Origin of the sequence: Lactococcus cremoris subsp. cremoris KW2, from assembly GCF_000468955.1 — a bacterium.
Taxonomy (GTDB): Bacteria; Bacillota; Bacilli; order Lactobacillales; family Streptococcaceae; genus Lactococcus; species Lactococcus cremoris.
In genome coordinates this window covers 295,695-321,610 of sequence record NC_022369.1, presented here as the reverse complement: position 1 = coordinate 321,610, position 25,916 = coordinate 295,695, and the positions used below count along the sequence as shown (strand labels likewise).

At 35.9% G+C, this 25,916-nt stretch carries 24 protein-coding genes and 1 riboswitch; of the genes, 7 read left to right on the top strand and 17 right to left on the bottom strand.

Annotated features, from left to right (window positions below; genetic code table 11):
- Positions 1 to 66: 66 nt before the first annotated feature.
- The 10 genes from KW2_RS01620 to KW2_RS01575 form a co-directional block, all read right to left on the bottom strand.
- On the bottom strand, positions 67 to 888 hold the full coding sequence (locus tag KW2_RS01620) for an energy-coupling factor transporter transmembrane component T family protein (RefSeq protein ID WP_021036693.1): 822 nt from the start codon (positions 886 to 888) through the stop codon (positions 67 to 69).
- Positions 881 to 2,578: an ABC transporter ATP-binding protein gene (locus KW2_RS01615; RefSeq protein ID WP_021036692.1), complete on the bottom strand. Its 1,698-nt coding sequence runs from the start codon at positions 2,576 to 2,578 to the stop codon at positions 881 to 883. Before KW2_RS01615 ends, KW2_RS01620 begins: the two co-directional genes overlap by 8 nt.
- A 118-nt stretch (positions 2,579 to 2,696) precedes the next feature.
- Complete coding sequence (locus tag KW2_RS01610; RefSeq protein ID WP_011834403.1) at positions 2,697 to 3,245, bottom strand: ECF-type riboflavin transporter substrate-binding protein; 549 nt, start codon at positions 3,243 to 3,245, stop codon at positions 2,697 to 2,699.
- A gap of 42 nt (positions 3,246 to 3,287) precedes the next feature.
- On the bottom strand, positions 3,288 to 3,983 hold the full coding sequence (locus tag KW2_RS01605; protein ID WP_003131669.1) for a methionine ABC transporter permease: 696 nt from the start codon (positions 3,981 to 3,983) through the stop codon (positions 3,288 to 3,290).
- Positions 3,983 to 5,089: a methionine ABC transporter ATP-binding protein gene (locus tag KW2_RS01600; RefSeq protein WP_021036691.1), complete on the bottom strand. Its 1,107-nt coding sequence runs from the start codon at positions 5,087 to 5,089 to the stop codon at positions 3,983 to 3,985. The genes KW2_RS01605 and KW2_RS01600 overlap by 1 nt, the downstream gene beginning before the upstream one ends.
- A 123-nt stretch (positions 5,090 to 5,212) precedes the next feature.
- The gene (locus KW2_RS01595) at positions 5,213 to 6,073 is read right to left on the bottom strand and encodes a MetQ/NlpA family ABC transporter substrate-binding protein (protein ID WP_021036690.1); all 861 of its coding nucleotides are present in this window, start codon (positions 6,071 to 6,073) and stop codon (positions 5,213 to 5,215) included.
- Between the two features lie 16 nt (positions 6,074 to 6,089).
- Positions 6,090 to 6,860: an acetoin reductase gene (locus KW2_RS01590; RefSeq protein ID WP_021036689.1), complete on the bottom strand. Its 771-nt coding sequence runs from the start codon at positions 6,858 to 6,860 to the stop codon at positions 6,090 to 6,092.
- A gap of 68 nt (positions 6,861 to 6,928) precedes the next feature.
- Positions 6,929 to 7,792 carry a MetQ/NlpA family ABC transporter substrate-binding protein gene (locus tag KW2_RS01585; RefSeq protein WP_021036688.1) on the bottom strand — a complete coding sequence of 288 codons (864 nt, stop codon included), beginning with the start codon at positions 7,790 to 7,792 and terminating at the stop codon, positions 6,929 to 6,931.
- A gap of 145 nt (positions 7,793 to 7,937) precedes the next feature.
- A complete protein-coding gene (locus KW2_RS01580; protein ID WP_021036687.1) occupies positions 7,938 to 8,798 on the bottom strand; it encodes a MetQ/NlpA family ABC transporter substrate-binding protein in 861 nt (286 codons plus the stop codon).
- A gap of 144 nt (positions 8,799 to 8,942) precedes the next feature.
- Positions 8,943 to 9,803: a MetQ/NlpA family ABC transporter substrate-binding protein gene (locus KW2_RS01575; RefSeq protein ID WP_021036686.1), complete on the bottom strand. Its 861-nt coding sequence runs from the start codon at positions 9,801 to 9,803 to the stop codon at positions 8,943 to 8,945.
- A 587-nt stretch (positions 9,804 to 10,390) separates the two neighbouring features.
- Positions 10,391 to 10,490, top strand: a riboswitch (TPP riboswitch).
- A gap of 46 nt (positions 10,491 to 10,536) precedes the next feature.
- Here KW2_RS01575 and thiT point away from each other — a divergent pair.
- The 4 genes from thiT to KW2_RS01555 all read left to right on the top strand — a co-directional run bounded on the left by thiT (position 10,537) and on the right by KW2_RS01555 (position 12,663).
- Positions 10,537 to 11,085, top strand: coding sequence for an energy-coupled thiamine transporter ThiT (gene thiT, locus KW2_RS01570; protein WP_011834396.1), 549 nt, complete (start codon positions 10,537 to 10,539; stop codon positions 11,083 to 11,085).
- A 62-nt stretch (positions 11,086 to 11,147) separates the two neighbouring features.
- Positions 11,148 to 11,624, top strand: a complete 477-nt coding sequence (locus tag KW2_RS01565; protein WP_021036685.1) for an aminoacyl-tRNA deacylase — start codon at positions 11,148 to 11,150, stop codon at positions 11,622 to 11,624.
- 110 nt (positions 11,625 to 11,734) lie between these two features.
- Positions 11,735 to 12,283 carry a biotin transporter BioY gene (locus KW2_RS01560; protein ID WP_021036684.1) on the top strand — a complete coding sequence of 183 codons (549 nt, stop codon included), beginning with the start codon at positions 11,735 to 11,737 and terminating at the stop codon, positions 12,281 to 12,283.
- A gap of 23 nt (positions 12,284 to 12,306) precedes the next feature.
- Positions 12,307 to 12,663: a DUF3397 domain-containing protein gene (locus KW2_RS01555; RefSeq protein WP_011834393.1), complete on the top strand. Its 357-nt coding sequence runs from the start codon at positions 12,307 to 12,309 to the stop codon at positions 12,661 to 12,663.
- Positions 12,664 to 12,698: 35 nt separating this feature from the next.
- Here KW2_RS01555 and KW2_RS01550 read toward each other — a convergent pair whose 3' ends face one another.
- The 5 genes from KW2_RS01550 to KW2_RS01530 form a co-directional block, all read right to left on the bottom strand.
- Complete coding sequence (locus tag KW2_RS01550) at positions 12,699 to 12,917, bottom strand: YdbC family protein (RefSeq protein WP_003131683.1); 219 nt, start codon at positions 12,915 to 12,917, stop codon at positions 12,699 to 12,701.
- Between the two features lie 45 nt (positions 12,918 to 12,962).
- A complete protein-coding gene (locus tag KW2_RS01545; protein ID WP_021036683.1) occupies positions 12,963 to 14,228 on the bottom strand; it encodes a UDP-N-acetylglucosamine 1-carboxyvinyltransferase in 1,266 nt (421 codons plus the stop codon).
- A gap of 173 nt (positions 14,229 to 14,401) precedes the next feature.
- Positions 14,402 to 16,396 (bottom strand): multidrug efflux ABC transporter LmrCD subunit D, encoded by a 1,995-nt coding sequence (gene lmrD / locus KW2_RS01540; RefSeq protein ID WP_021036682.1) that lies wholly within the window; start codon positions 16,394 to 16,396, stop codon positions 14,402 to 14,404.
- Between the two features lie 3 nt (positions 16,397 to 16,399).
- A complete protein-coding gene (gene lmrC / locus KW2_RS01535) occupies positions 16,400 to 18,121 on the bottom strand; it encodes a multidrug efflux ABC transporter LmrCD subunit C (RefSeq protein WP_080656311.1) in 1,722 nt (573 codons plus the stop codon).
- A 309-nt stretch (positions 18,122 to 18,430) separates the two neighbouring features.
- On the bottom strand, positions 18,431 to 18,781 hold the full coding sequence (locus KW2_RS01530; protein ID WP_021036680.1) for a PadR family transcriptional regulator: 351 nt from the start codon (positions 18,779 to 18,781) through the stop codon (positions 18,431 to 18,433).
- Positions 18,782 to 19,056: 275 nt separating this feature from the next.
- On the opposite strand from KW2_RS01530, the gene KW2_RS01525 reads away from it, so the two are divergent.
- The 3 genes from KW2_RS01525 (at position 19,057) to KW2_RS01515 (ending at position 22,482) form a co-directional block, all read left to right on the top strand.
- A complete protein-coding gene (locus KW2_RS01525; protein ID WP_021036679.1) occupies positions 19,057 to 20,340 on the top strand; it encodes a cation diffusion facilitator family transporter in 1,284 nt (427 codons plus the stop codon).
- Positions 20,337 to 20,810, top strand: a complete 474-nt coding sequence (locus KW2_RS01520) for a MarR family transcriptional regulator (RefSeq protein WP_011834384.1) — start codon at positions 20,337 to 20,339, stop codon at positions 20,808 to 20,810. The genes KW2_RS01525 and KW2_RS01520 overlap by 4 nt, the downstream gene beginning before the upstream one ends.
- Before the next feature lie 481 nt (positions 20,811 to 21,291).
- Entirely contained in the window at positions 21,292 to 22,482 is a 1,191-nt protein-coding gene (locus tag KW2_RS01515) for an MFS transporter (RefSeq protein ID WP_021036678.1), read from the top strand.
- A gap of 48 nt (positions 22,483 to 22,530) precedes the next feature.
- Here KW2_RS01515 and KW2_RS01510 read toward each other — a convergent pair whose 3' ends face one another.
- Positions 22,531 to 25,071, bottom strand: a complete 2,541-nt coding sequence (locus KW2_RS01510) for a M1 family metallopeptidase (RefSeq protein ID WP_021036677.1) — start codon at positions 25,069 to 25,071, stop codon at positions 22,531 to 22,533.
- Between the two features lie 168 nt (positions 25,072 to 25,239).
- On the bottom strand, positions 25,240 to 25,722 hold the full coding sequence (locus KW2_RS01505) for a thiol peroxidase (RefSeq protein ID WP_021036676.1): 483 nt from the start codon (positions 25,720 to 25,722) through the stop codon (positions 25,240 to 25,242).
- Positions 25,723 to 25,916: the final 194 nt, after the last annotated feature.

Genomic DNA, 25,916 nt, shown 5'->3' with positions numbered 1-25,916 from the left:
AAAAATAGCTAATATGGACTCCAGATTAGCTATTAGACTTACAAAGGATAACTTGTGCAGGCTTTTTTAATGAAAGGGATTAAAAAATCTCCCTTGATTAACAAAAAACAAAAGAATTACAAGAGCCACTCCTAAAAGTGCGAGTAAGATAACAAAGTAGTCTTTTACTTTCAATGGTTGATATGAATACCAACTTCTTTTTTTCTTTTTCCCAAATCGTCGTAATTCCATTGCTGTTGAAATGGTATCAATTTGCTCCAAGCTAGAAAAAATCAAAGGCAATAACAATTGAACATTTAGTTTTATTCGAGAAAAAAGACCTACTTTTTTTGATAAATCCATTCCTCTAGCTTGCCCAGCATTACGAATAGCCAAAAACTTTTCTTGCATGTCGGGAATATAGCGCAAAGCCAATGATACAGAATATGAGGAACGATAAGGAAGACCAATTTTGTTCAGACTACTAGCAAATTGACTCGGATTAGTCGTTAAAATAAACAATAAGGCAAGTGGAATGGTCGAAAAATATTTCAAGATGAGGTTAAAGAGATAAAAAAGTTCTTCTAAAGTTAAAGGCCCCCAAATAATCGTTTTAGAATCATAGAGTCTTACACCATAGCCAGGGTCAAAAATAAACACAAATAGGAGATTTAAGAAAGCAAAAAGGGCGGCAAACTGAGCGACTCGTTTGACTGACGAAAAAGGAATCTTCGAAAAGTAAAAGAGGAGCATAGAAAAGAGAGCCACAAAAGCCAGATATCTTGTATCATAAGTGACCATACTACTGATGGAAATCAAAAGAAAAAACAAGAGCTTGGCAGTCGCATTGAGTTGATAAATAAAACCACTTCCGGCTTGATAGCCTAAGACTTTAAGTTGATTATTCATGCTTTAATCTCTCCTGATTTTGAAAATTAATAAAAGCTTTTGTCAGTGAAATTGGACTAATATCAGCTTTTCTCGCAAGTTGATAAAGACTGGGTTGACTCAGATTTCCCATCTTAACAAAATTTTCATTTTCTAAAATTTCAAATGGACTTTCGTCAGCAACAATTTTCCCGTCAGCAAAAACTAGAGTCCGATCTGTATATTCTGTAATCAAATACATATCGTGCGTAATCATAATCATTGTCAAATGAAGACGATGATTAAGTTGGTCAAGAAAATCCATGATTTCACGATAAGCTTTTAAATCTTGAGCAGCAGTTGGCTCGTCAAGAACCAAAATTTCTGGCTCCAAAATTAAAATACTGGCAATTGTTACTCTTTTTTTCTGCCCATAACTCAAAGAAGAAATTGGCCAATTTCTAAATGGATAAAGTCCGCAAACCTGTAAAATTTCTTCAACTTTTTCACTAATGACTCCTTCATCAAACCCACGAAGTCTCAAACCAGAGGCCACCTCATCACTGACAATATTTTGCGAAATCATAAGATTTGGATTTTGCATAATATAACCAATTTTTGCTGCACGTTCCGAAATAGAATCATTAACTATTGATTGCCCACGATACAAAATTTCACCACTGGCTTCAACAAAATGGCAGAGCGCATTCGCAAAAGTCGATTTCCCAACGCCATTTTTACCAACAATCGAAATTTTTTCTCCTTCTTGAATCTCTAAATTTATTCCTTTTAGAACTTCATGTTGACCAAAATTTACCGTCAAATTTTTTACTGACAGGATATTATTTTTATTGACAGCTTTGTCAGTCACTTTATAAGAGCTTGTAAAATCTGTCAGTATTTTTTTTAGATTTGGGGCATCTAACGTTTTCAAATCAGAAAAATTTGTCAGTGAGTCAGCCACTTTTACAGCCTTTAATGCTGATAAATAAAGTGGTTCACGTAAAAAATTTTCTCTGAAAACTTCTGTTTTCAATAACTCATCAGGGCTACCAATCGCAACAATTTCACCCTCATTGACAACCACAATTTTATCGATTCCGAGTGATAGAACTTCCTCAATTCGATGTTCAATGATAATTGTCGTCACATTATTTTCTTCATGAATATTTTTAATTAAAGCTATTGTTTCTCCACAAGTTTGTGGATCCAAATTGGCTAAAGGCTCATCAAACAGTAAAATTGGTGATTCATCAATTAAAACTCCCGCCAAAGAAACTCTTTGTTTTTGTCCACCTGACAGGTCTTGAGGACGATGATTCAAAAGGCTCTTGCTTTCGGTTTTCTCTGACCAATAGGCAACTTTGCTGACCATTTCATCATGAATCAGACCGTCATTTTCTAAAGCAAAAGCAATATCCTCAGCTACGCTTAGGCCAATAAATTGTCCATCAGTATCTTGGAGCACGGTGGATACTCTTTCTGATAGTTCAGTAATTGAAGTCCCAAAAGGTAAGCCAGCAATTGATAATTCCCCGCTTGCCTCCCCTTTGTACAAATGGGGCAATATTCCATTCAGACATGAGCCAATGGTTGATTTTCCTGAACCAGATGGCCCAACAATCAGTACTTTTTCGCCAGGAAAAATTTCTAAATTTATCTTTTTTAATGTTGGATTTTTTTGTAGATCATACTTAAATGTAAAATCTTTGAACGAGATTAATGGTTCCATTTTCACCCTTCTTATTAATTACAAACATTCTTAGACAATGGTCTCACTCTAAGGATACAAGCGCAAAAGCAGCAAGTATTTGCTGCTTTTATTCTAGCACATCTGATGTTAAAAATATTTATTCCTTATCAAGCGTTCCTGATTTTGTTCGTGTCGCAGCATAAAGTTTGAGCAATAAAGTACCGGCTACAGCAATCGTTAAGGCATTAACTAAACCTGCAACTACTCCCTGTGTAAAGACTTTATTAGCCGGTTCACTATAAACCAGAATATCCCCAATGGGAGCAATTAGACCCCACACGACTACATTTGCCAAAAATTGGACAATATTAAAACGAATAATTTCTTTATTTCCAAAAATCCCTTGAGTCAAACTTTCTCTTTTGACTCCAAAGCCTAGAAATAGACCCATCAAACCTGAGCCTAAAACCCAAGTCCACCAAGGAGCCCCATAAAGAAATGAATCTTTGAGGGCATGACCAATAAATCCAATTAGAAAGCCAGCAAGAGGGCCAAACAAGGCCGAAAATAGGGCAAGTACAGCATATTGTAATTGGATACTAGTATTTGGAATTGGCGTAGGAATGTTAATCAACCAGCCAATAATTACAAATAGAGCGGCACCAATTCCAGTCGCAACAACAATTTTTACAGAATTATTTTTCATTGTTTCTCCTTTAATCAAATAGACTTAAGTCTATTTATTTAATTATCGATGTGAAACGCGTCTTGCCAAGAAATCCCCGACAAGTTGAACCAATAAAACAAAAATCAAAATCAAAATCGTAGCAAACCAAGTGACATCATTGGCAAATCGGTTGTAACCATAAGAGATAGCAGTATTTCCAAGTCCACCAGCCCCAATCGCACCGGCCATTGCGGTCAAACCAATCAAGGAAATTAAGGTAACCGTTGAAACCCGTATCAAACTTGCCAGTTCTTCACGAAGATAAACAGTAAAGACGATGTCAAGGAAATCTGCCCCCACCGTCTGAGCTGCCTCTACTTTCCCGTGGTCAACAGACTCAAGTGATGCTTGAACTTGCCTAGCGTAGAAAGGAGCAACTCCAAGGGCCAAGGGAACCAAGGCTGCTGTAACACCAATCTGCGTGCCCACCAAAATTTTAGTCAAGGGAGCAATTGCTGCTAATAAGATAATAAAGGGAAAAGCGCGTCCGATAGAGACAATCTTATCTAAAATCCAGAATAATGGTCGATTGGGTGTAATTCCATCTTCAGCAGTCACAACAACCCCAATTCCGAAAATCAATCCCAATAAGCCACCAATAAGTGCCGAAATAAATGTCATATAAAGCGTTTGAACAATTGCTGTCCACCAACCTGTCTCGCCCGTCCATCCTAAATAAACTACATTAGGAAATGTATGTGCAAACCATTCTGCCATTAGTCTACCGTCCTTTCAATTTTACCTAAAACTTCAAATTTCAAATGTCTTTCAACAAAATATGCCTTTGCGGCAGCTCGATGTTCACTTGAACCTTTTAAGGTCAAGACTAATGAGCCAAAAGGTTGACCTTGAAGTAATTCAACATTCCCATAGAAAATATTAGTCGTTACATCAAATTTTTTCGTAATATCAGAAACCACTGGGTCTTCAAGTTCTGAACCTGAATAATCTAAGTGAATTAATTCTTCATCATCTGCTAATTGAGCAAGAAGTTCTGTCTTAGAAAGACTGGCAATAAATCGATTGACCGAACTTGTTGTTTCAATAAATTGTTTGGTCAAAGCTTCTTTAGGTTGCGCAAAAATATCAATTAAAGAATTTTGTTCAATGATTTCACCATTTTGCATAACGGCTACTTTATTAGCAATTTCCTTAACCACTTGCATCTCATGAGTAATCAAAACCACTGTAATTCCCAATTTTTCATGAAGGGATTTGAGCAAATCCAAGATTTGATTGGTTGTTTTCGGGTCGAGGGCTGAGGTTCCTTCATCTGAAATCAAAATTTCGGGGTCATTAGCCAAAGCACGTGCAATCGCTACTCTTTGTTTTTGGCCTCCAGAAAGTTGTGCCGGATATTTATCAGAAAGGTCTGCTAAATCAACCAATTTTAATAATTCAGTGACTTTATCGTTCTTTTCTTTCTTTGTGAGATAACGTTTTTTCCCGTTTTTATCCTCGATTTGACTATGTTGCAAAGCAAAAGCCACATTATTAAAAACAGTTTTCTCACTCAAAAGATTAAAGTGTTGAAAAATCATCCCAATTTTTTGACGAAATTCACGTAATTTTGCACCCGTAAACTTCACGGGATTTGCACTATCAAAAATCTTCTCACCATTAATCACAATTTGACCTTCGGTTGGTTTTTGAAGCAGATTGATGGTTCTAACCAAAGTTGATTTCCCAGCTCCAGAATAACCAATCACACCATAAATATCCCCTTTTTCAATGTGTAAAGTGGCATTTTTCACTGCCGTGACTAATCGTCCTTTCTGGTGAAATTGCACAGAAAGATTATTTAATTCAATAATTGCTGTCATACTTACTTCCTTTATCTTTTTCATTCTCTGTCAGTGCTGACAAAGCTTTTCCTAAACTTTCGTCAGTAAAATTCAGCTTTGTTAATACTGACAGAAAATCTCGTCAAAGACGAGTTTTCTTATTTACAATTTTAAATTCCAAGCGGGGAGTTCTCCTCCATCTGGATATTCTTTTTTGATGATATCAGCGATATTTTTTTGTTCATAAGCCTTGACGACTTCTTTATAAACTTTATTATTTTTATCAGACTGATTTGCTGCAATAAAATTAATCCATTGAGCCGAATCTTCATTTAATGGTTCTTGATAAATTGATTCTTTATCAGAAATTTTTGCCGAAATAGCAAAATTATAATTAATGACTGCTGCAGCAACTGAATCAAGCGCACGTGGTGTTTGACTGGCATCAATTTCTTTGATAATTAAGCCTTTAGGATTCTCTCTGATATCTTTGACCGTTGCTAATACTCCTCTAGAGGTGTCTAGTTTAATGAGTCCCGCATTTTTTAAAACATAAAGTGCGCGGCTTTCATTTGTGACATCATTTGGAATGGCAATCGTACTTTTATCAGGAATTTCATCGACCTTTTTGTATTTCGTTGAGTATAAATGAATCGGCGTAATAATTGTATCACCAATTGACACAATATTTCCATTATTAGCTTTATTCCATGATTTCAAATAAGCATAATGTTGAAAGGCGTTGAGGTCTACTTCATGGTTGACCAAAGCCTTATTAGGCTCATCTCCATCAGTAAAATTGACAAATTTCAATGTAATCCCAAATTGGTCTTTAGCATTTTTTTGAACTTGTTTCCAAATGACATCTTCTTGTTTACCACCAGGCATCAATCCAATTTTTACAATTTTTGAAGAAACTTTTGATTTATTACCACTGTGAGAAAAGGCAAAAATCCCGCCTACTATAATAATGAATACAAGAATAATAATTGTAATTAATATTCTTCGATTTTTTACATTCATATTTTTTTCCTTCTTGCTAATGGAATCTCATCCCGCCATCCACTAAGATAGATTGTCCTGTAATATATTCTGCTGCATCTGAAGCAAACCAGGCCACAACTTCTGCAACATCTTCTGGTCTTCCTTCACGTCCGAGGTAGATTTCATTCAAACAATTCTGTTGTTGCTGTTCAATGCTAATTCCTTTGATTTGAGCCGTTTTTTTATCAATCTCATCTCGCATAGCGGTGCGTACAATTCCAGGATTATAAGCATTCACTGTGATATGGTCTTTTGCAAGTTCTTTCGCTGCCGACTGTGTCAATCCACGTATTGCAAATTTTGAAGCAGAATAAGCACTTTGCAAGGCAGAACCTTCAACACTTGCAAGCGAAGCCGCATTGATAATTCGTCCACCATGACCTTGTTTTTTAAATTGGGTAGCTGCTGCTTGTATTCCCCAATAAGTACCTTTGATATTGACATCAAATAGTCGTTCAACCCTTTCTGAATCAGAATCTATAATGCTATCAATAAAAGCAACCCCAGCATTATTAACAAATACAGCAAGTTCACCAAAATCACTCACCGCTTGTTCAATAAGCTGAAAAACTGCCGAACGGTTCGCAACATCAAGCACGTAAGCTTTAGCTTCAAATCCTTTATCTATCAAAGTTTTTGCAACATTTTTTGCTGTTTGAGGATTAATATCTGCTACGGCAACCGCAAATCCATCTTTTGCTAACCGATAGACAATACCTTCCCCAATACCTTGTCCGCTTCCCGTTACAATCGCTAATTTCCCCATATTTTTCTTCTTTCACAATTTCTAGGAGCTTAATATTTTTTTGCCCTCAGCTGCTGAAGCGTATTTATTCAAAGTTTCAAGTCCCAAGCGGGCAATTCTCCACCATCAGGATACTGTTCTTTGATTGCTTTTTCTGTTGCTTTTGAAGCATAGGCTTTGGCAACTTCTTTATAAACTTTATTATTTTTTTCTTTACTTGTCGCAGCAATAAAGTTGATGTATTGAGCAGAAGTTTTATTAAGTGGCTCCATGAAGACTGATTCAGATTTTGGCAAACTAGCGGCTGTCGCATAATTATAATTAACCACCGAAAGAGCAACTGAATCAAGAGCACGTGGTGTTTGACTTGCATCCACTTCTTTGAATTTCAATTGATGAGGATTTTCTGTGATATCTGGTAAGCCCACCAGTTTACTTGAATCACTAGTTGTCAATTTAAGCAAACCTGCACTTTGGAGTACAAACAATGCCCGACTTTCATTTGAAGCATCATTAGGAATAGCAACCGTTGAACCCTCTTTTAAATCTGACAATTTGCTAATTTCTTTTGAATAAATGTGCATAGGTGTGATATAAGTATTGCCTACGGCAACAATATCACTCTTGTGCGCCTTATTCCATGTTTTTACATAATTATAAGACTGAAAAGCGTTGATATCAATATCTCCTGACAGAAGAGCTTCATTTGGTTGATTATAATCAGAAAAATAAACAAATTTCAGCTTCAAATCGTATTTTTCTTTAGCGGTATTAGCTACTGATTTCCAAACTTCCTGATCTTGTTTGTCGCCACTCATAATTCCAACTTTGACTGTTTTTTCGCCAGCAGATGCTTTCACTCCGCCTTGATGGTTCAAACTAAAGAAGGCAACCAGCGCAACAAGAATAAGAACAGCAACAGCAATGATAATATTTCGATTTTTAGGATTCAAAATTTTCTCCAATTTCTACTGACAAAGCTGTCAGAGAACTTTCATTTACTTCTCAGGAAAACTCATCCATTCATCAGAAAATAGGAAATTTCGTCAGTAACTCTAACTTCCTGTGATGCTGATAAACAATTAAGTGCAAAAGAAATTATTTTAATTTCAAGCCCCAAGCAGGAATGGTGCTCTTATCTGGATATGCTTTTGCGATGGCTTTTTTGGTTGCTTCTGATTCATAAGCTTTGACAACATCTTTATAAACGCTACTATTTGCATCTTTTTTATTAGCAACAATTATATTAATCCATTGTTGACTATCTTTGTTGACAGGCTCAGTGAAAATTGCATCAGCTTTCTTTAAACCTGCAGTAACGGCATAATTATTATTGATAACTGCGGCGTCAACTGAATCTAAAGCACGCGCAGTTTGTGAAGCATCAAGTTCTTTAATAACCAAATTTTTCGGATTTGAAGTGATATCTTTGACTGTCGCGAGCGTTTGACCAGAAACATCCAATTTAATCAAGCCCGCAGACTTCAAGACATAAAGCGCACGACTTTCATTTGACGCATCATTTGGTACTGCAATAGTTCCGCCCTCTTTGATATCAGACAAAGTCTTAAGACTCTTAGAATAGACACTGATTGGCGAAATTACAGTATCACCAATGGCCACCAAATCACCATTATTTGCTTTATTCCACGCTTTTAAGAAAGCATAATGTTGAAAAGCATTCAAATCAATATCGCCATTTTTCAAGGCTGTATTTGGTTGTGTATAATCTGTGAAATGAGTGAACTTCAAAGTAATTCCATACTTATCTTTGGCTGTTTTAGATACTATTTGCCAAATACTGTCATCTTCTTTAGTTCCTGTCATTATTCCAATTTTCACTGTTTTATTGACTGTTTTATTTGCTTTAGTTTGATGTCCAAAGCCAATGAAAGCAGCAATAGCAATAATAACAACCACAATTATTCCAATAATAATATTACGATTTCTAGGATTCATAATTTTCTCCAATTTCTACTGACCAAACTGTTTTGAAAACAGTTTAAGTCTTCTGTCAGTAAAACTTATTAGCCTTAAGGCAAGAATTTCTAAAATAGAAACTCCCGAAGTTCTGACCTAACCGTTACTCCGTCAACGAATTTTCTAGTCGAGTTTCAATCCCCAAGCAGCAATTTTTCTCTTATCAGGATAAGCTTTTTCAATTGCTTTCTTCGTTGCTTCAGTTTGGTAAGCTTTGACTACTTCTTTATAAATTTTGTTATTTTCATCTTTTTTATTTGCAACGATGATATTAATCCACTGCTCACTATCTTTGTTTACAGGTTCAGTATAAATAGACTCTTCAACCGTTAATTTTGCTGTAGTTGCAAAATCGTCATTAATTACTGCTGCTGTAATTGAATCAAGCGCACGTGGTGTTTGTGCCGCATCTAATTCTTTTATGACCAAATTTTTTGGATTAGAATTAATATCTTTAACCGTCGCAAGTGTATCACCTGATACAGAAAGGCCAATCAGACCAGCATTTTTCAAAACATAAAGCGCGCGGCTTTCATTTGAGGCATCATTCGGTACAGCAATTGTATCTCCTGATTTAATTTGGCTCAATGAAGTGATTTTTTTAGAATAAAGACGAATAGGTGAAATTGTAGTATTTCCAATCGCCTTCAAATCACCATTATTAGCTTTATTCCAAGCATTCAAGAAAGCATAATGTTGGAAGGCATTCAAATCAATATCGCCATTTTTCAAAGCTGTATTTGGTTGTGTATAATCTGTAAAATGAGTGAATTTTAAAGTAATTCCGTATTTATCTTTGGCTGTTTTTGAAACAGTAGACCAAATGGTATCATCTTCTTTAGTTCCTGTCATTATTCCAATATTCACAGTTTTATTTGCCGTTTTACTTCCGCCAGATTTGTGATTAAAACCGAAAAATGCAGCGATAGCAACAATTACAACAACAATAACGACAAGTAAAATATTTCTGTTTCTTGGATTCATTTCTTCTCCCTTTTTTCTAATTGATTTATTTTTCAAAATCAATTATTCCCCTTTGATAAACTTTTGCATCATATCAGAAAAGTAACCGTGCACCTGCCAATTTTCTGACTCTAAACAAATTCGTCAAACAAAAACAATCTGACTAAACAAAAAGAGCCCATTTCATAAAAAGAAACGAGCTATATCGTGGTACCATTCTTGATTTAAGCACTTTGTAGCTCACTGAAAATTTTCAGATAAACTTTACAAAAGCAAACTTTTAAGTTCAATAACGAGAACCATGCCGTCAAAAGCTTGGTAAAACCTCACTTTTGCTACGCTTATCAAGCCATTTTCATTGCTTCATTCAGGCTTGCTCTCACCGCTACAAGCTCTCTGTACTGACTTTCACAATTACTTACTCGACCGCTTTTATTTTGTCCGAATTTGTGTATAGATTTATTCTAACAGACTTTCAAATTTTTTGGATTATTGATTTTTTATGTTGCCTTAAAAAATTTTTAAGTTTAATTTATAAAATAGAATTCTAATCTCCCATCAATGCTTTTCAACATAAATTATGCTAAACTTATACTTGTAAAAATAAATATTTGCACAATGGGTCTATTGACAAGTCTGTCAGTAGCGAGAAATACCATCTGACCTGATCTGGGTAATGCCAGCGTAGGAATGTGTTAAGACAATCGTCTAATTTCTAACCCTCCTTTTGTGCGCATCAAAAAGGAGTTTTTTTATGTCTAATTCTAAGTTCAATGTCCGTTTATTAACGGAAATTGCCTTCATGGCGGCACTCGCCTTCATCATCAGCCTCATTCCAAATACTGTTTATGGTTGGATTATCGTTGAAATCGCCTGTATCCCTATCCTTCTTCTCAGCTTACGACGAGGTTTAACCGCTGGTCTCGTTGGAGGATTAATCTGGGGAATTCTTTCAATGATTACTGGACATGCTTATATCTTAAGCCTATCCCAAGCTTTCCTTGAATATCTTGTGGCTCCTGTTTCACTCGGAATAGCTGGCCTTTTCCGCCAAAAAACAGCCCCTCTAAAACTAGCTCCTGTACTTTTGGGAACTTTTGTTGCTGTTCTTCTTAAATACTTTTTCCATTTCATTGCCGGAATTATTTTCTGGAGCCAATATGCTTGGAAAGGTTGGGGCGCTGTTGCTTATTCTCTTGCTGTTAATGGAATCAGCGGTATTTTGACGGCCATTGCTGCCTTTGTTATCTTAATAATTTTTGTCAAAAAATTCCCTAAACTTTTTATCCATAGTAATTACTAATAAACCTGTCAGTAAAATTATTATATCTTGTCAGTCAGAACAAAATCTTCTATAATATAGCTATGTCTAAAAAGCAAAAATTAAAGAAAACACTTGTAGAACAAATTCTTGATAAGGCGAAAATTGAGCATACTGGACTTGCCATCAATGCTTTGGAAAGTGATAGCCTTCCTGACGATATTAATCGTAGTGATATCTATAAAACACTCGCATTGATTGGAGATAAAACAGGACCTGTCATTGGTATTCTTCCTTTGACAGAGCATCTGTCAGAAAAAAAATTAGCAAAAGTTTCGGGCAATAAAAAAGTAAGTATGATTCCTCAAAAAGACCTACAAAAAACCACGGGTTATATTCACGGGGCAAATAATCCCGTAGGCATTTGGCAAAATAAAAAGTTTCCAATTTATATTGATTCCATTGCTTTGGAACATGAGTTTATTGTCTGTTCCGCGGGTGAAGTTGGACGTAGTATAAAAATTGCTCCTCAAGAACTAGCAGATTTTGTCCATGCTCACTTTGTTGAAATCAGAGAATAAAAATACTGACAGAAATTCTGTCAGTATTTTTTGTATATTTGGAGCAAGAGTTTGCAAAAATTCTTCTTTTTTAGTATATTTTATTTTATATATAAAACAAAGGACTCGGAATGCAAAACACAAAATTATATTCATTAACCCTAATTGCTCTTGGTGCAGCGATTATCGCGGTTCTTTCTCCATTGGCTATCCCAATTGGTATCATCCCAGTCACCTTACAAACACTAGCTGTCGGACTCGTTGCGACAGTACTCAAAGCGCGTGAAACTTTTTTTGCCATTTTACTTTATCTACTTCTCGGATTTATTGGAATTCCCGTATTCACTGGAGGAACTTCAGGAATTGCTGTTCTTTTTGGACCAACAGGTGGTTTTCTACTTGCTTTTTTAGTTATGGGAACCCTCATTTCTTGGGGACTTCATCAAATCAAATACAAAACAATCCCAGCTTTTATCATAAATATTGTCGGTCATCTCCTTATGTTGGTCATCGGCACTCTCTGGCTCAAATTTTTCACTCAAGTGGATTGGTCTTTGGCATTAAAGCTTGGCTTCACTCCCTTTGTATTTGTTGAAATCATTAAAGCTATCCTTGTTACAATCTTTGGATTAGCACTGATACGTGCACTCTCTCACACAAATAAATACTTTACAAACTAGTCTAAAACCGCTACAATTAGTCTATGTTTATAAAAGTACTTATGGCGCTATATCCGCTTATCGTCTTTATTGCGTTGGTCTTTATTTTCAAGTTTTTCAGACTACGTCATTTAACCAATCGTAAATTAAAAATTCCAGATGTATTCACACTTTTTCTAATTCTAGGAATGCAAATCTTTTCAAAAAATGTAACAAGTATCAGTATTATTCCTTACTATCTGCTAATCATTTCTGGTTTAGCACTTATTTTGTTGTTACTTGATTTGTTCTATTATAAACAATTCGCCTACCGCCGCTTTTTAAAGCTTTGGTGGCGACTGACCTTCTTTATTACTTTGATTATTTACCTCATCCTTGTTGTGATGACCTTTACCCATTAAAATAATAAAAAAGTCCTGAAAATTCAGGATTTTTTTTATTTATTGCCCAATTCTTTTAAGAGGACGCCAAATTCTTCTTCGGATAAAGTGATTCCTTTACCCATTTTTTCATGGTCAGGTGACCAAGTACGGATATCGTATTTAGGTTCTGCATCATTCCAAGAAACACGATTGAGTTCTTTGCGCCAACCTTTTGCATTTTCAGAGAGAACGATAAGTTCTTCAATGATTTCAAACTTTAATTTATCAGCCATCTTATATCCTTTCTCATTAGTATATACGCAAATAAATCTATTTTGTCACTCTTCAATCAATTGAATATCTACACCAACAGCAGTCAATTTTTCAATGATATGATCATAGCCTCGTAGGATAAACTCAATATTAGAAATTTTAGTAGTTCCACTGGCAATAATTCCAGCAGTAACCAGAGCCGCACCAGCACGTAAATCTGTTGCTTGAACACAGCTTCCAGTTAACTCATTCGGAGCGTCATAAATAATTCTATCATCCAAAACAGAAATATTAGCACCCATACGCGCTAATTCAGGTACGTGGTTAACACGTTTTTGATAAATCGTATCAACAATCGAACCACGACCTTTTGCTTTTAACAACAGTGGCGTAATTGGTTGTTGCAAATCAGTCGCAAATCCTGGGTAAGGAACAGAGGTAATATTAACTGATTTTAAATTTTCAGATTTATGAACTTCAATGCTGTCTTCACGAATCGTCAAACGTACGCCCATTTCTTCAAGTTTAGCAATGAAAGATTCCAAATGTTCATAGATAACATTTTCAATAATAACCCCATCACCCATCGCAGCAGCTAAAGCAAGGTAAGTTCCAGCCTCAATTCGGTCAGGAATTACCGTATGTTGAGCTCCGTGCATTTCATCTATCCCAGTGATACGGATAATATCTGTTCCAGCACCACGAACTTTTGCCCCCATGTTATTAAGAAGGGTTGCCACATCAATAATTTCAGGCTCACGTGCGGCATTTTCAATCACAGTTACACCTTTTGCACGACTAGCAGCAAGCATCGTATTGATGGTTGCTCCAACGGAAACAACGTCCATATAAATGGTTGCTCCAACTAATGAATCTCCAATCACTTCTAAGTGCTCAGCTTCTTCTTCTTGAATCTTCTTAGCCCCTAAAGCTTTAAAGGCTTTATCATGTAAATCGGTTGGACGAGGACCTAAATCACAGCCTCCGGGCAAGCCAACTGTCGCTTGTCCAAAACGACCCAAAAGTGCACCATTGAAATAATAAGAAGCACGCAAAGAATTAATCTTTCCATAAGGCAGAGGACGTGAAACAACACTACGTGTATCAATCACAAGTCGACCTTCTTCAAGATTTCGCTCAATTTTTGCTCCCATGATTTCCATAATTTCGACTAAACTTGCGACATCAGAAATATCTGGAACTCCTTCCAGAGTAACAATATCGTTAGCTAGAATGGTTGCAGGAATTAAAGCAACCACTGAATTTTTTGCTCCAGAAATTGGAATTGTTCCAGAGATACGCTTCCCACCATTAATTACTATTTTTTTCATATTATTTCAAAATCACTTTTCACATTTTTATTGTCTTAAAAAAATTATTTTTTTAAGAACCGCTCTCTATTTTAACATTTTATGGTAGTTTTTCATAGACTTTTTTTCTAAATAAAAACTACAACTAAAAATTTAGCTGTAGTTTTTATTTCTTTTATTCAAACAAGTTTTTCTTATTCAAAAACGAATTGATTATGATAAAGTTCAGAGTAGAATCCACCTTGAGCAACGAGTTCATGATGATTTCCTTCTTCAATGACTTCACCATCTTTAAGAACAACAATCTTATCTGCATTAAGAATTGTTTTCAAACGGTGAGCAATAACGAATGAAGTTCGTCCAGCAATGGCTGCTTCCATTGCCCATTGAATTTGTTCTTCTGTTACGGTATCTACGTTCGATGTTGCTTCGTCCAAAATCAAAAGTTCTGGATTTGTCAAAATAGTACGTGCAATAGAGATTTGTTGTTTTTGACCAACTGAGAAGACTGATTCATCATCAGAAACGTGTGTTTCATACTTGTCAGGCAAGCTTTCGATAAATTCATGTATATGTGTTGTCTTCGCAACTGTTTCAATTTCTTCTTGAGTGGCATTTGGTTTACCAAACTTGATATTATCGGCAATTGTTCCATCAAAGAGTACAGACTCTTGAAGTACAATCCCAACATTTGAACGTAAACTATCTAAATCAAATTCACGAATATCTGTTCCATCAAACTTGATTGCTCCACCATTGACATCATAGAAACGGTTCATCAAGTTCATGACAGTTGTTTTACCTGAACCAGTTGGACCAACGAGGGCAACCATTTGTCCTTTTTTAACATCAATATTAACTTTTTTGAGGACTGGTTTACCTGGAAGATATTCAAAATCAAGATTTTCGATTTGAATACCATCTTTAATCGTGTCAAATTTCTTACCATTTTCAGGACGAACTTCTTCTGGTTCATCAAACATAACATTCAGACGAGTTGCACCTGTAATGGCAAGCTGAAGTTGACCAAAGTTTGATGAAATTTGCATGATTGGGTTGTAGTAACTTTGAACATATTGAACAAAGGCAACTAAGAGACCCAAACCTGTGGCAATTGACATGCTATCATCATTAAGGACATAAGCTGTTCCGCCGAAGATAACAATGGCGATTGACAAAAGTTGGAAACCATTCATCAATGGGAAAATCATACCAGACCATGCTTGAGCAGCAAAGGTACGTTTTTTAACATTTTCGTTGTGTTCCAAGAAGCCGTTAATAGAATCTTCTTGTAAACCTTCAACGATAATTGCTTTTTGCCCAGAGATTTTTTCATCCATATAGGCATTGAGTTGTGAAACTTCTTCTTGTTGTTTATCTGTTGCTTTTTTCGATTGACGAATAATGATAACTGCAGATAAAATGGCAACTGGTGAAGCCGCCACTGTCAACCAAGCAAAAGTTACATCTTTAAGGAAGATTTGGATGATTACTCCGACAAAAACGGCAGCATTTGAAATCACTGAAACGAGTGCTTGGTTCAATGTATTTTGAATGTTATCCAAGTCAGATGTAAAACGAGCAAGGATATCTCCATCTTGATGACGGTCAAAATATGAAATAGTCAAACGTTCAAGTTTACCAAACAAACCTTTACGCATGCGATTTGTTGAATGAGCAACGATACGGCTAAAGAGCAAGGTATAAATCAACATTGACACACCTGTTGCTACATAGACTGCAAGCAATTGCCACATTCCTTTCATGAATGTAGAAGTGCTAGCAGCATGTGAAGTTGCCACTGTTTTGAGTGTTTCTAAAGTTGTTCCTTTAGGAAGATGAGCTGTTATTTGGTCCTGAGCTGCTTGTGGTAATGTTTTAACAACTTCAGGAACATTGTGCCAATCTACGGTTTGGTGCATTTGTTGGCTTAATTGTTGAGCAATCTGTTGTAATGCATCTTGTGATTGTCCAGCATGTTGATGTGTAAAGAAGTCAGTCACATATTTAGTCAAATTGGTAATTGCATCTCCCAAGAGTGATGGAGAAACAACTTGCAACCAAGTCGCCAAAATGATGAAAATCATAATCACAGCAAATTGGAGTTTATATCTTTTGAGATAGAGGTAAAAAAATCGGATGGCACGTGTGGTGTCAGACATTTTTCTTGTTGATTTGGTATTTTCCATGTCTTAGTCCTCCTGTGCTTTCTGTGTATCGTAGATTTCTTGGTAAATTTTGTTTTCGGCAACTAATTCTTGGTGAGTTCCTTGACCAACAAGTTTTCCTTGATCAAGAACCAAAATATTATCTGCATGAACTACTGATGAAATCTTTTGAGCAATAATAATAGTTGTTGTTTCTTTAAGTTCTTTATTCAAGGCTTCTTGAACAAGTTTTTCAGATTTAGCATCAAGTGCCGACGTTGAATCATCTAAAATCAAGACATTTGGATTTTTAACAACCCCACGTGTGATAGACAATCTTTGTTTTTGACCACCTGAGAAATTATTCCCACGTTCTTCAACTTCTGATTCATATTGTCCGTCTTTTGTCGTGATAAATTCAGCCGCTTGGGCAATTTGTGCCGCACGAGTCATTTCTTCATCGGTTGCATCAGATTTCCCTTGTTTGATGTTTCCAGCGATTGTACCAGAGAAAAGAATAGCTTTTTGAAGAACGATAGAAATATTTCTCTTCAAAGTCCCACGGCTAACTGTTTTAAGGTCTTTTCCACCAACTGAAACAGTCCCTTCTGTTGGGTCAAAGAGTCTTGGAATCAATTGTGCTAAAGTGGATTTACCAGCACCAGTCGCTCCGACAATCCCGACCATTTGGCCAGCTTCTACTTCAAAGCTAATATCTTTGAGTGTTGGTTCTTCATCATTAGGATATGAGAATGAAACATGGTCAAATTTAACAGAACCAGAAAGTTCTTCGTCTTTCGCATTTTCGTCAAATTTCATAGCTGGGTCTGTTTTCAGTACTTCATTGATACGACCGATTGAGACCATACCACGTGAAGCAAACATTGAAATCATACCACCCATGATGATGGCAAACATAATCATTCCCATGTAAGTCATGAATGTTGCAATCCCACCAATACTATCTTGGGCAACGGTTGGTGAATCTGTTACAAAAGTTGAAACGAAGTAGATTGCAAGCCAAATCGCTCCTTGAGCAATAACGGTAAAGAGTGGAATCATTGCTGAAAAGAGTTTCCCTACTGCCCAGTTATGGTCGTAAAGTTCGTCAGAAGTTTCATCAAAATCTTTGATTTGATTTTTTTCTTGAACGAAAGATTTAACGACACGTGCGCCACGTAAGTTTTGTTTAGCAATGGCATTAATACGGTCCATCAATTTTTGGAAGGCCATAAAGTGAGGGCCCATGCGTCCCATCAATACAGCTGTAACCACAAGAATTAAGACGATTAAAAGAACAGTAATCCACCAAAGTTTTGGAAGAGTTGTAATTGATAGAATGACCGCACCAATCAGAAGGACTGGAATCCGCATCAAAATTTGGAAGACCATCATCATCAAGTTTTGCACTTGTGTAACGTCATTGGTCATACGGACAACAAGGTTTCCGGCATTGAATTTTTCGACATTTTCATAAGAGAATGTGTTAATTTTTTTGTAAGTTGCTTCACGAACGTCTGCCCCAATTTCTTGAGCAATACGTGCTGCTGAAAGGGTACTGAAGATAGCAAAGAGAATCCCTATCCCTGCAACAATCAGCAACTCAACTCCATATCCTGAAACTTTGTCAGCCATCTCATGACGGCTATAAGTTGTTGATGACATTACTGTCATAATTCGTTTCATGATTTGGGGCTGGTAAAGCTGTACTCCTGCATAAACGAAGGTTGAAAAGATTGAGAATAAGGCAACCCATTTATGCTTCATGATTGATTTGAAAATCATAAAATTCCTTTCTAGAGTTAAATAATGTAAACTACTTTACATTAAATTGAATTTTCAATTTCATTTTACTTCAAAATAATTTCAATAAATTTTTTGAGAAGATTATTATAACATTATTTTTTTTAGTAAACAAGCATTAATTGTTAATGCTATTAAAGATTACAATAGTTAGTTTCACGAATGGTAAACTAACAAAAATATTGTAACGCTTTTTAAAGTTTAAGTCAACGATTTGCGACGAATATTTTTTACCTTTAGCCCCTATTTAGTAACTTAAATTTTAATTGGAAATTATTTATTAGACTCATCTTTTTTATTTGCTTCTAAATTTTCAATAATTTTATCGACTCTTGACCAAGATTCAAAGGCAAGTCGCATATTTTCATGACCAATCTCTGTCAGTCGATAATACTTGCGACGCCCACCTTGACTTTCATCTCCCCAATAAGAACTGATAATCCCATCCTTTTCAAGTCTTTTAAAGATTGTATAGAGCGTGGCTTCATTAAGTTCCATTTCTCCATTTGAGGCTTCCTTGACTTGTTTGATAATACCGTAAACATAATTATCTCCTTGTTTTAGGACATTGAGCAAAATTACATTGGTTTGGGCTCGTAACATTTCTTTTGGTATTTCTGCCATTCTTTTTCCTTTCTATCATTTTAAACAAAGTATATTATACTTCACATTACTATGTAAGTCAAGGTACTTAAACTATTTATATAATATTTTATTTTTGACGACTTTCTACTATAGAAGATAAGAAAAAATCATCTCCGTTTTTAAGAAATTAGTCCATCCTTCTTTTTTAATTCTATTTTAAGAGGCCTTATTATAAAAGGTTTTTTTAGCGGTGGAAGCCAACTTTCCTTGAATTTTTTGTTATAATGGAATGATGTAATTTTGGGAGGATTTATATGGCAGCTTCAAGTACAAACAATCTGAAACTCGCTGAAAAAGGAGTTTGGGTTTCTATTCTCGCTTATATTGTTTTGTCTATCGGACAAATTGCTTTTGCGACAATTGTTCACTCTAGCGCTCTTCAAGCCAATGGTTTTAATAATGTGACTGATATTATGGGAAATATCGCAATCTTAATTGGACTTCGAATTGCTCGAATTCCAGCAGATAGTGACCATGTCTACGGTCACTGGAAAATTGAATCTATTGCGAGTTTAATTTCTAGTTTTATCATGTTCTTCGTTGGTTTTGAGGTCTTACGTGAAACCGTGATGACTCTACTATCCGGAAAAGAAGAAACCATTGATCCACTAGGAGCGCTTGTTGGTTTATTTTCAGCCTTTGTCATGCTCGGAGTCTATCTTTATAATCGTGATTTGGCTAAAAAAACGAACTCTCAGGCTCTCTCTGCAGCAAGTAAGGACAATCTTTCTGATGCGGTAACTTCTATTGGAACTGTGGTCGCTATTTTAGCAAGTAGCGTTGGCTGGGAGTGGCTCGATACTGCTATGGCAATCATTATTTGTGGTTTTATTTTAAAAACTGCTTATGATATTTTCCACGAATCGGTTTTTAGTCTTTCTGATGGCTTTGATGAAAATCTTGTTAAGGAATATAGAGAGGCTATCTGTTTAGCTCCAAAAGTTAAAGGCGTTAAACTCGTTCGCGGTCGTTCGTATGGAAGCAACATTTTTCTTGATGTTGTGGTTGAAATGTCTCCTGATTTAAGTGTTTATGAAAGTCATGAAGCGACAGAATCTATTGAAAAAATGTTGATTGATGGTTTTGGAGTCTATGATGTTGATGTTCACGTCGAACCTGCTGCTTTACCTGAGGAAGAACACTATGCTAGCCGCTCACTTGAGCTTTTAGCAAAAGAAGAACAATTTTTGAATCATCAAAATTTGCCAAAATTGACTGATGAAAAGTATCAGGAAATTCTTGCTAATGGAAGAATGATAAATGCCAGTGAAAAATTGAATATTTTCGGACAAATGACTGACAAAAATTCTGTCAGTAAAAATAATGAATCTGGAAATCTCCTATCTAGTCGGTCAGTAATTCCCTTGGCCATAAATCATTATAAAGCTTCGCAAGTCAGTAAAAAAACATTTATTTTAACTTATGACTACTGGCAAAATGAGGAAAATTATATTGTCACAAGCATTTGGCGCCGAAATGACTATTGGTCTTGTATTTATCGGCAAAGCACTTTAAAGATGGAGGAAAATGACTCATGACTCAGTTTCAAGAAAACCAGGAACAAATTATGACCTCTTTGACTAACTTGTTTAACAAAATTGATGCTTATTATAAGCCACAGATGGAAGCTGAATTTTCAAATATTTCATTATCAGAAATCGAAACAATTGAATTTATTGCCAAAACTCCCTATCCTAATGTGACAAAATTAGCTCATCATCTTTATATGACACGCGGTGCTGCCAGTAAAATTGCTAAAAAACTTCTCAAAAAAAATCTGATTGAAAGTTATCAAATTCCTCAAAATAAAAAAGAAATTTATTTTCGATTAACGAAAGAGGGGCAGCAAATCAATGACCGTCACGAAAGTCTTCACCAAAAATTTTCCCAAAATGACCAAGTGATCTTTGACGAATTAACTGATGAAGCCGTCAGTAATATTTTAGAATTCCTTGATAAATACAATAATCACCTTGATTCTTCTATCCGAAAAAATATTGAAAAATAAGTCTGTCAGTAAATTAATTTTTACTGATGGTTTTTTTATTTGCTTTTTGTTGACAAAGAAACAATAATGCGATATACTATTTTTGTTTCCAAGGAAACTCGAATAGAAAAGTGAAGCCTTTAGTCTGACAGAGTTCACTTTAGCAGCTGAAAACCTGCGCAAAAAACTTCCTAAGAAATCAAACAATCATCACAATTCAGCTCGTTCGCCTTGAAGTGACTGAAATTAGATAAAATTGCGAAACTACTCCTTGAGTAGAATCCCTCATTTTTCAATCTAGTTTGTCCATTCTCACTAAGTTACTAATGTAACTCATCGAATGGAAAATTTCATCAATTCAATTCAGTCAAGCAGAATCTGACATCAAAACTGTCAAATTCTTGTTGCCCTTGACCCTTTCTCCCACTTGCTAAAGCAATCGAAAAAGGAAAAAGGTGCAAAGACCCTAGAACGAACTCACATCTTAATGGAGGTTCTCACTATGAACATCAATAAACACGCCCTCACTTTTGGGCTTATCACAACTTTTCTGACAGGACTTGGTTTTACAATCATTTCCCCTGTTGTCCCATTTATGGTCGCTCCTTTTGCAAATGCTCATGACCAAGCATTCATCGTCTCTGCACTAATGGCCATTTATGCACTCTGTACTTTCTTTGCCGCCCCCGCACTTGGCTCTTTATCAGACCGCTTTGGTCGCAAACCAATCTTACTAATTTCTTTAGCTGGTTCTGCCTTGGGGTATCTGGTCTTTGGTTTAGCTGGCAGTCTTTGGATGCTCTTTATCGGACGAATCATCGATGGCTTAACCGGTGGAAATATCGTGACACTTTTCGCTTATTTCGCCGATATTACTGATGAAGAAAATCGAACAAAAGTATTCGGATGGACAGCTGCTGCTGTTGGTGTTGGAACAATTTCTGGCCCAACCGTTGGTGGACTCCTAGCCCATTTTGGAAATTCAGTCCCCTTCTACTTTGGAGCAATCATCTCCCTTGCAAATCTTCTTTATGGTGCTTTTGTCATGGATGAAAGCCTTCCTGAAAATAATCGCACAAGAAATTTTTCTCTTAAGCAGCTTAATCCTTTCACTCAACTTTTTCAGCTCCTACGCATGAAAAATCTCAATCGTCTCCTCTTTGCCGGTATCTTACTTTGGTTGCCAAATGGTGCGCTCCAAGCTATTATCAGTCAGTTTTCACTTGATAGTTTTGCTTGGACACCTGTATTAATTGGTCTTGCCATTTCAATCATGGGTTTGATGGATATTTTAACTCAAATTTTCATCATGCCCAGACTTCTAAAATTAGCTAATGAAGATAAACTTATCCGTCTAGCAATAGTCTGCGAAATAATTGCTTACTTACTTTTCGCTCTTTCTGCTTTTTCTAAAATGTGGCCCCTTTTCATTCTGGCAATGTTTATCTTTGCTTTTGGAGATAGTATTTTCGGAACTGCCTTCAATGGCAAACTTTCAAAATCAGCGACTTCTTCTGAACAAGGTAAACTTCAAGGCGGAAGTCAAGCTCTTCAAGCACTTACACGCGTTATCGGTCCTTTAATTGGTGGACAAATTTACATTAGTCTCGGACATTCTGCTCCCGCCCTTATGGGATTTATCTTCCTTATTCTCGCTTTGATTGTTCTATCGAAAGCGAAGTCAAACGAATAATTTATAAATAAAAAAAACCACCTCTAAAAGGTGATTTTTATTTATAAATTACAATTTTTCAGCAATATCAGTGATTGCTTTATCAACTGATGCTTTTTGGCTATCAATCAAAGCAACACGTGCTGTAATTTGTTTAATTGCCATTTCAATTGAACGTTTCAAGCCTTGGTTTTCTAATTTTGGTTCAAAGAAAGCTTTATATTCCGCTAATTTATTAGCAGTTTTGAAAGTATTCCCTGGATAGATGACAAATTTGTCATAACTCATATCACCACCCAATTTTTCTTCAAGGAAAGCCCAATTTGCTTTTTCCCAAGCCCATGCCGCATCTTGTGAAAAATCATTTCGTAAGAGGTAGAACCAAGAGAAAGCAATATCTTGTGGTTTAACAATATCTGCATTTTTGAAGCTTTCAAGTAATTCAGCAATAACTTTTTCATCTTTAATCAAAGCAACTGCTCCTTCAAGTTCACGTTTGAATTCTTGGAGGCTTGTTTTGATATAAGTTTCACGATAAGTTTTAACCAATTCAGCCGAGTTAGTTGTTTTGATTTCATTGTTCAAAACAATTGGACGAATATCAGCTGGAATACTTGCTAAATTTTCTTTATGTGTTGCAAAAATTTGGCTAGCTTTTGTTTTGGCATCTGCATTTTCAGAATACAAAGTTTTACTCAACACGATTCCACGAAGGCTCTCATCCCCAGCAGATTCACCAGCAACTTTATCCCAACCCAAACGAGCATAATTTTTAGCAAAAAGTTTTCCTACCAAGCTTTGGAAGGCTTTTTCAGTTTCTGAATCTTCATCAACAAAAAGTTCCAACTCACTAATGAGTTGACTCAAACCAGTATTAACAAGGTAAGATTCTTCATTAGTGAATGATGGCAAGATATTTACAACGTCAGCATAAGAAATCACCCCTGCTTTAGCCAACAATTTACGGTCTTGCAAGATTTGGAATTTTGTCACATTCTCCAAAGATTCAACTTCTGAAAGAAGGTCTGTCAGTAAAGCACCCTTATAATCAATGATGTAATGAGCCATATTTGCATCATTCAAAAAGAGAGCTTTACCATTGTTTTTAGCTTTCAAAGCAGCAAACCCTGGAATTTCAACTTTTTCAGAAGAAAGCAAGTCTGGTAGCCCTGTCCAATTGGTATTCAATGGAACATTCCACAAACGTCCTTTGTCAACACCTTCACCAACAAAGAATTGTTTTTGACTCAAAATCAAAGTATCATCAACGACTTCTGCTGTAACGACAGGGTAACCCGGTTGATTAACCCATGAGTGCATGAAGGCTGCCACATCTTTTCCAGAAACTTCAGCCAAGGCATCCCAAAGATTGTCTCCAACTGTATTTCCATATTGATGGCGTTTGAAATAAAGGGCTAAGCCAGCAGCAAAGGCTTCATCTCCAAGCCATTTACGAAGCATAACCATTAAGCGTGAACCTTTAGCATAGACGATTGCTGGATCAAAAAGTGTTCCAATTTCATCTGGATGAGTTACTTCAACGTGGACAGATTGAACTCCGTCCGTTGCATCACGATTCAATGCCATATTGGCTTCTGAAATTGAGAATGATTCCCAAACGTTCCAACTTGGTTCCAAAGCATCCATACAAACATATTCCATGTTGTTAGCGAATGATTCGTTGAGCCACAAATCATCCCACCATTGCATAGTTACAAGGTCACCGAACCATTGGTGAGCCAATTCATGGGCAATAACTGTTGCCACATATTGTTTACTTTGAATGGTTGCATTTTCAGGGTCAACCAACATGCAAACTTCACGATAAGTGATACATCCCCAGTTTTCCATTGCTCCTGCTGAGAAGTCAGGTAAGGCAATATGCCAGCTGTGTGGAAGTGGATAGGGTGTTTGATAATAATCTTCGTAAAATTCGATTGAACGAATAGCAATATCAAGTGGGAAATCAAGTGCTGCTTGACTATGAGCTTTCGTTGCAAAGGCACCTACTTCAACACCAGATTTTGTTTTACCTTTTTTATATTGAAGTTCACCGAATACAAAAGCCAAAAGGTAAGAACTCATTTTAACTGTCCGTTCAAAAACGTGAATTCCATTAATATTCAAGAGTTCTGGCATATTTGAAACAATGATGTCGCCTTCTTCTTCATCAAATTTTACTGACAAATCGAAAGTTGCTTTCGCTTCTGGTTCATCAATAGATGGGAAAGCTTGGCGAGCAAAATGGCTTTCAAACTGTGTGCCAATTAGCATTTTCTTTTCACCATTGACTTCATAATATGAAGGATAGATTCCCATCATGTTGTCAGTCAATTCGGCTTCATATTCAAATGAAACAGTCACGCGCCCTGTTTCACCAATTTTAACAACAATTTCTTCATCTTCTTCATTTTCAATGAAGTTTGTATCAACACTAAAAGCGCGAACTTTGTTGAAGTGTAATCCTTTGGCATGAAAGGCAACAACAGTATCTTTTGCTTCCCCAGTAATTGCCACTTGACCTTTTATTTTCTTAGTTTTACGGTCAATATCAAGGAAAATTTTATAATTTTCCGGAACAAAAGTTTCAATTAAACGTTTTACAGCCATATCTTCTCCTAAATATTCAGTATTAATATAATTATATCAAATTGAATAGAAAATTTCGAGTACAAAGAAAAATTACATCTTTTCTTTAACTTATTAAAAAAACTGTCTACTGACAGCTTTTACAGAGGATATTCACTCTTATCAATATCCTCAATTTTTTGTCATTAATTATTTAGTTGCTTCTAAGGCTTTTTCGTAATTAGGCTCATCCGAAAGCTCCGCTAATATTTCACTATAGACGATTTGCCCCCCTTTTACAACAAAAACACTACGAGCAAGACGACCTTTGAGTGGTCCATCATTTAAAGCAAGACCATAAGCTTGTCCAAAAGTTCCATCATCAGCAAGAATTGTCATTTCAACTCCCTCGGCTGCACACCAATTTTTTTGCTCATCTGCTGTATTATTTGAAATACTCAAAAAGTCAATTTCCGAATGCTTTGCTGCTTCAAGATTAAAATGTTTGGTTTGAAGTGAACAAACTCTAGTATTGATGTCTGGGAATACACTAATCAAAACAGGCTTTTCAAGTTTTGATAATTTAATTTTATTTCCTTTTAAATCTGTCAGTTCAAAATCAGGTGCATCACCACTTGTTGTCGGATTTATTGTTGCTATTTTTTCACCATGAGATGTGATATTCATTGTCATTAATGCTCCTTTATTAATAGTTATATTTTCATTCTATCACAGAATATCCTCTCATCTGGCTCTTATTGCTCATCTTTCGCTGTCAGGTAGGGTCTTTCTAAAGGACTTGGAAGTATTAGCTTGTTGTCTTCTGATTTTACAAATTGATAATTAATTTTCTTGATTTTAAGTGTTTGTTTCATGATAGGCTCCTC

Coding starts and splice junctions, on each gene's coding strand:
- KW2_RS01565 (WP_021036685.1), top strand. CDS start 11,148: ATGTCTAAAAAGCAAAAATTAAAGAAAACACTTGTAGAACAAATTCTT.
- KW2_RS01605 (WP_003131669.1), bottom strand. CDS start 3,983: ATGGCAGAATGGTTTGCACATACATTTCCTAATGTAGTTTATTTAGGA.
- KW2_RS01575 (WP_021036686.1), bottom strand. CDS start 9,803: ATGAATCCAAGAAACAGAAATATTTTACTTGTCGTTATTGTTGTTGTA.
- KW2_RS01550 (WP_003131683.1), bottom strand. CDS start 12,917: ATGGCTGATAAATTAAAGTTTGAAATCATTGAAGAACTTATCGTTCTC.
- KW2_RS01600 (WP_021036691.1), bottom strand. CDS start 5,089: ATGACAGCAATTATTGAATTAAATAATCTTTCTGTGCAATTTCACCAG.
- KW2_RS01520 (WP_011834384.1), top strand. CDS start 20,337: ATGACTCAGTTTCAAGAAAACCAGGAACAAATTATGACCTCTTTGACT.
- KW2_RS01610 (WP_011834403.1), bottom strand. CDS start 3,245: ATGAAAAATAATTCTGTAAAAATTGTTGTTGCGACTGGAATTGGTGCC.
- KW2_RS01555 (WP_011834393.1), top strand. CDS start 12,307: ATGTTTATAAAAGTACTTATGGCGCTATATCCGCTTATCGTCTTTATT.
- KW2_RS01545 (WP_021036683.1), bottom strand. CDS start 14,228: ATGAAAAAAATAGTAATTAATGGTGGGAAGCGTATCTCTGGAACAATT.
- KW2_RS01560 (WP_021036684.1), top strand. CDS start 11,735: ATGCAAAACACAAAATTATATTCATTAACCCTAATTGCTCTTGGTGCA.
- KW2_RS01530 (WP_021036680.1), bottom strand. CDS start 18,781: ATGGCAGAAATACCAAAAGAAATGTTACGAGCCCAAACCAATGTAATT.
- lmrD (WP_021036682.1), bottom strand. CDS start 16,396: ATGGAAAATACCAAATCAACAAGAAAAATGTCTGACACCACACGTGCC.
- KW2_RS01615 (WP_021036692.1), bottom strand. CDS start 2,578: ATGGAACCATTAATCTCGTTCAAAGATTTTACATTTAAGTATGATCTA.
- KW2_RS01525 (WP_021036679.1), top strand. CDS start 19,057: ATGGCAGCTTCAAGTACAAACAATCTGAAACTCGCTGAAAAAGGAGTT.
- KW2_RS01505 (WP_021036676.1), bottom strand. CDS start 25,722: ATGACAATGAATATCACATCTCATGGTGAAAAAATAGCAACAATAAAT.
- KW2_RS01580 (WP_021036687.1), bottom strand. CDS start 8,798: ATGAATCCTAGAAATCGTAATATTATTATTGGAATAATTGTGGTTGTT.
- lmrC (WP_080656311.1), bottom strand. CDS start 18,121: ATGAAGCATAAATGGGTTGCCTTATTCTCAATCTTTTCAACCTTCGTT.
- KW2_RS01595 (WP_021036690.1), bottom strand. CDS start 6,073: ATGAATGTAAAAAATCGAAGAATATTAATTACAATTATTATTCTTGTA.
- KW2_RS01510 (WP_021036677.1), bottom strand. CDS start 25,071: ATGGCTGTAAAACGTTTAATTGAAACTTTTGTTCCGGAAAATTATAAA.
- KW2_RS01590 (WP_021036689.1), bottom strand. CDS start 6,860: ATGGGGAAATTAGCGATTGTAACGGGAAGCGGACAAGGTATTGGGGAA.
- KW2_RS01515 (WP_021036678.1), top strand. CDS start 21,292: ATGAACATCAATAAACACGCCCTCACTTTTGGGCTTATCACAACTTTT.
- thiT (WP_011834396.1), top strand. CDS start 10,537: ATGTCTAATTCTAAGTTCAATGTCCGTTTATTAACGGAAATTGCCTTC.
- KW2_RS01620 (WP_021036693.1), bottom strand. CDS start 888: ATGAATAATCAACTTAAAGTCTTAGGCTATCAAGCCGGAAGTGGTTTT.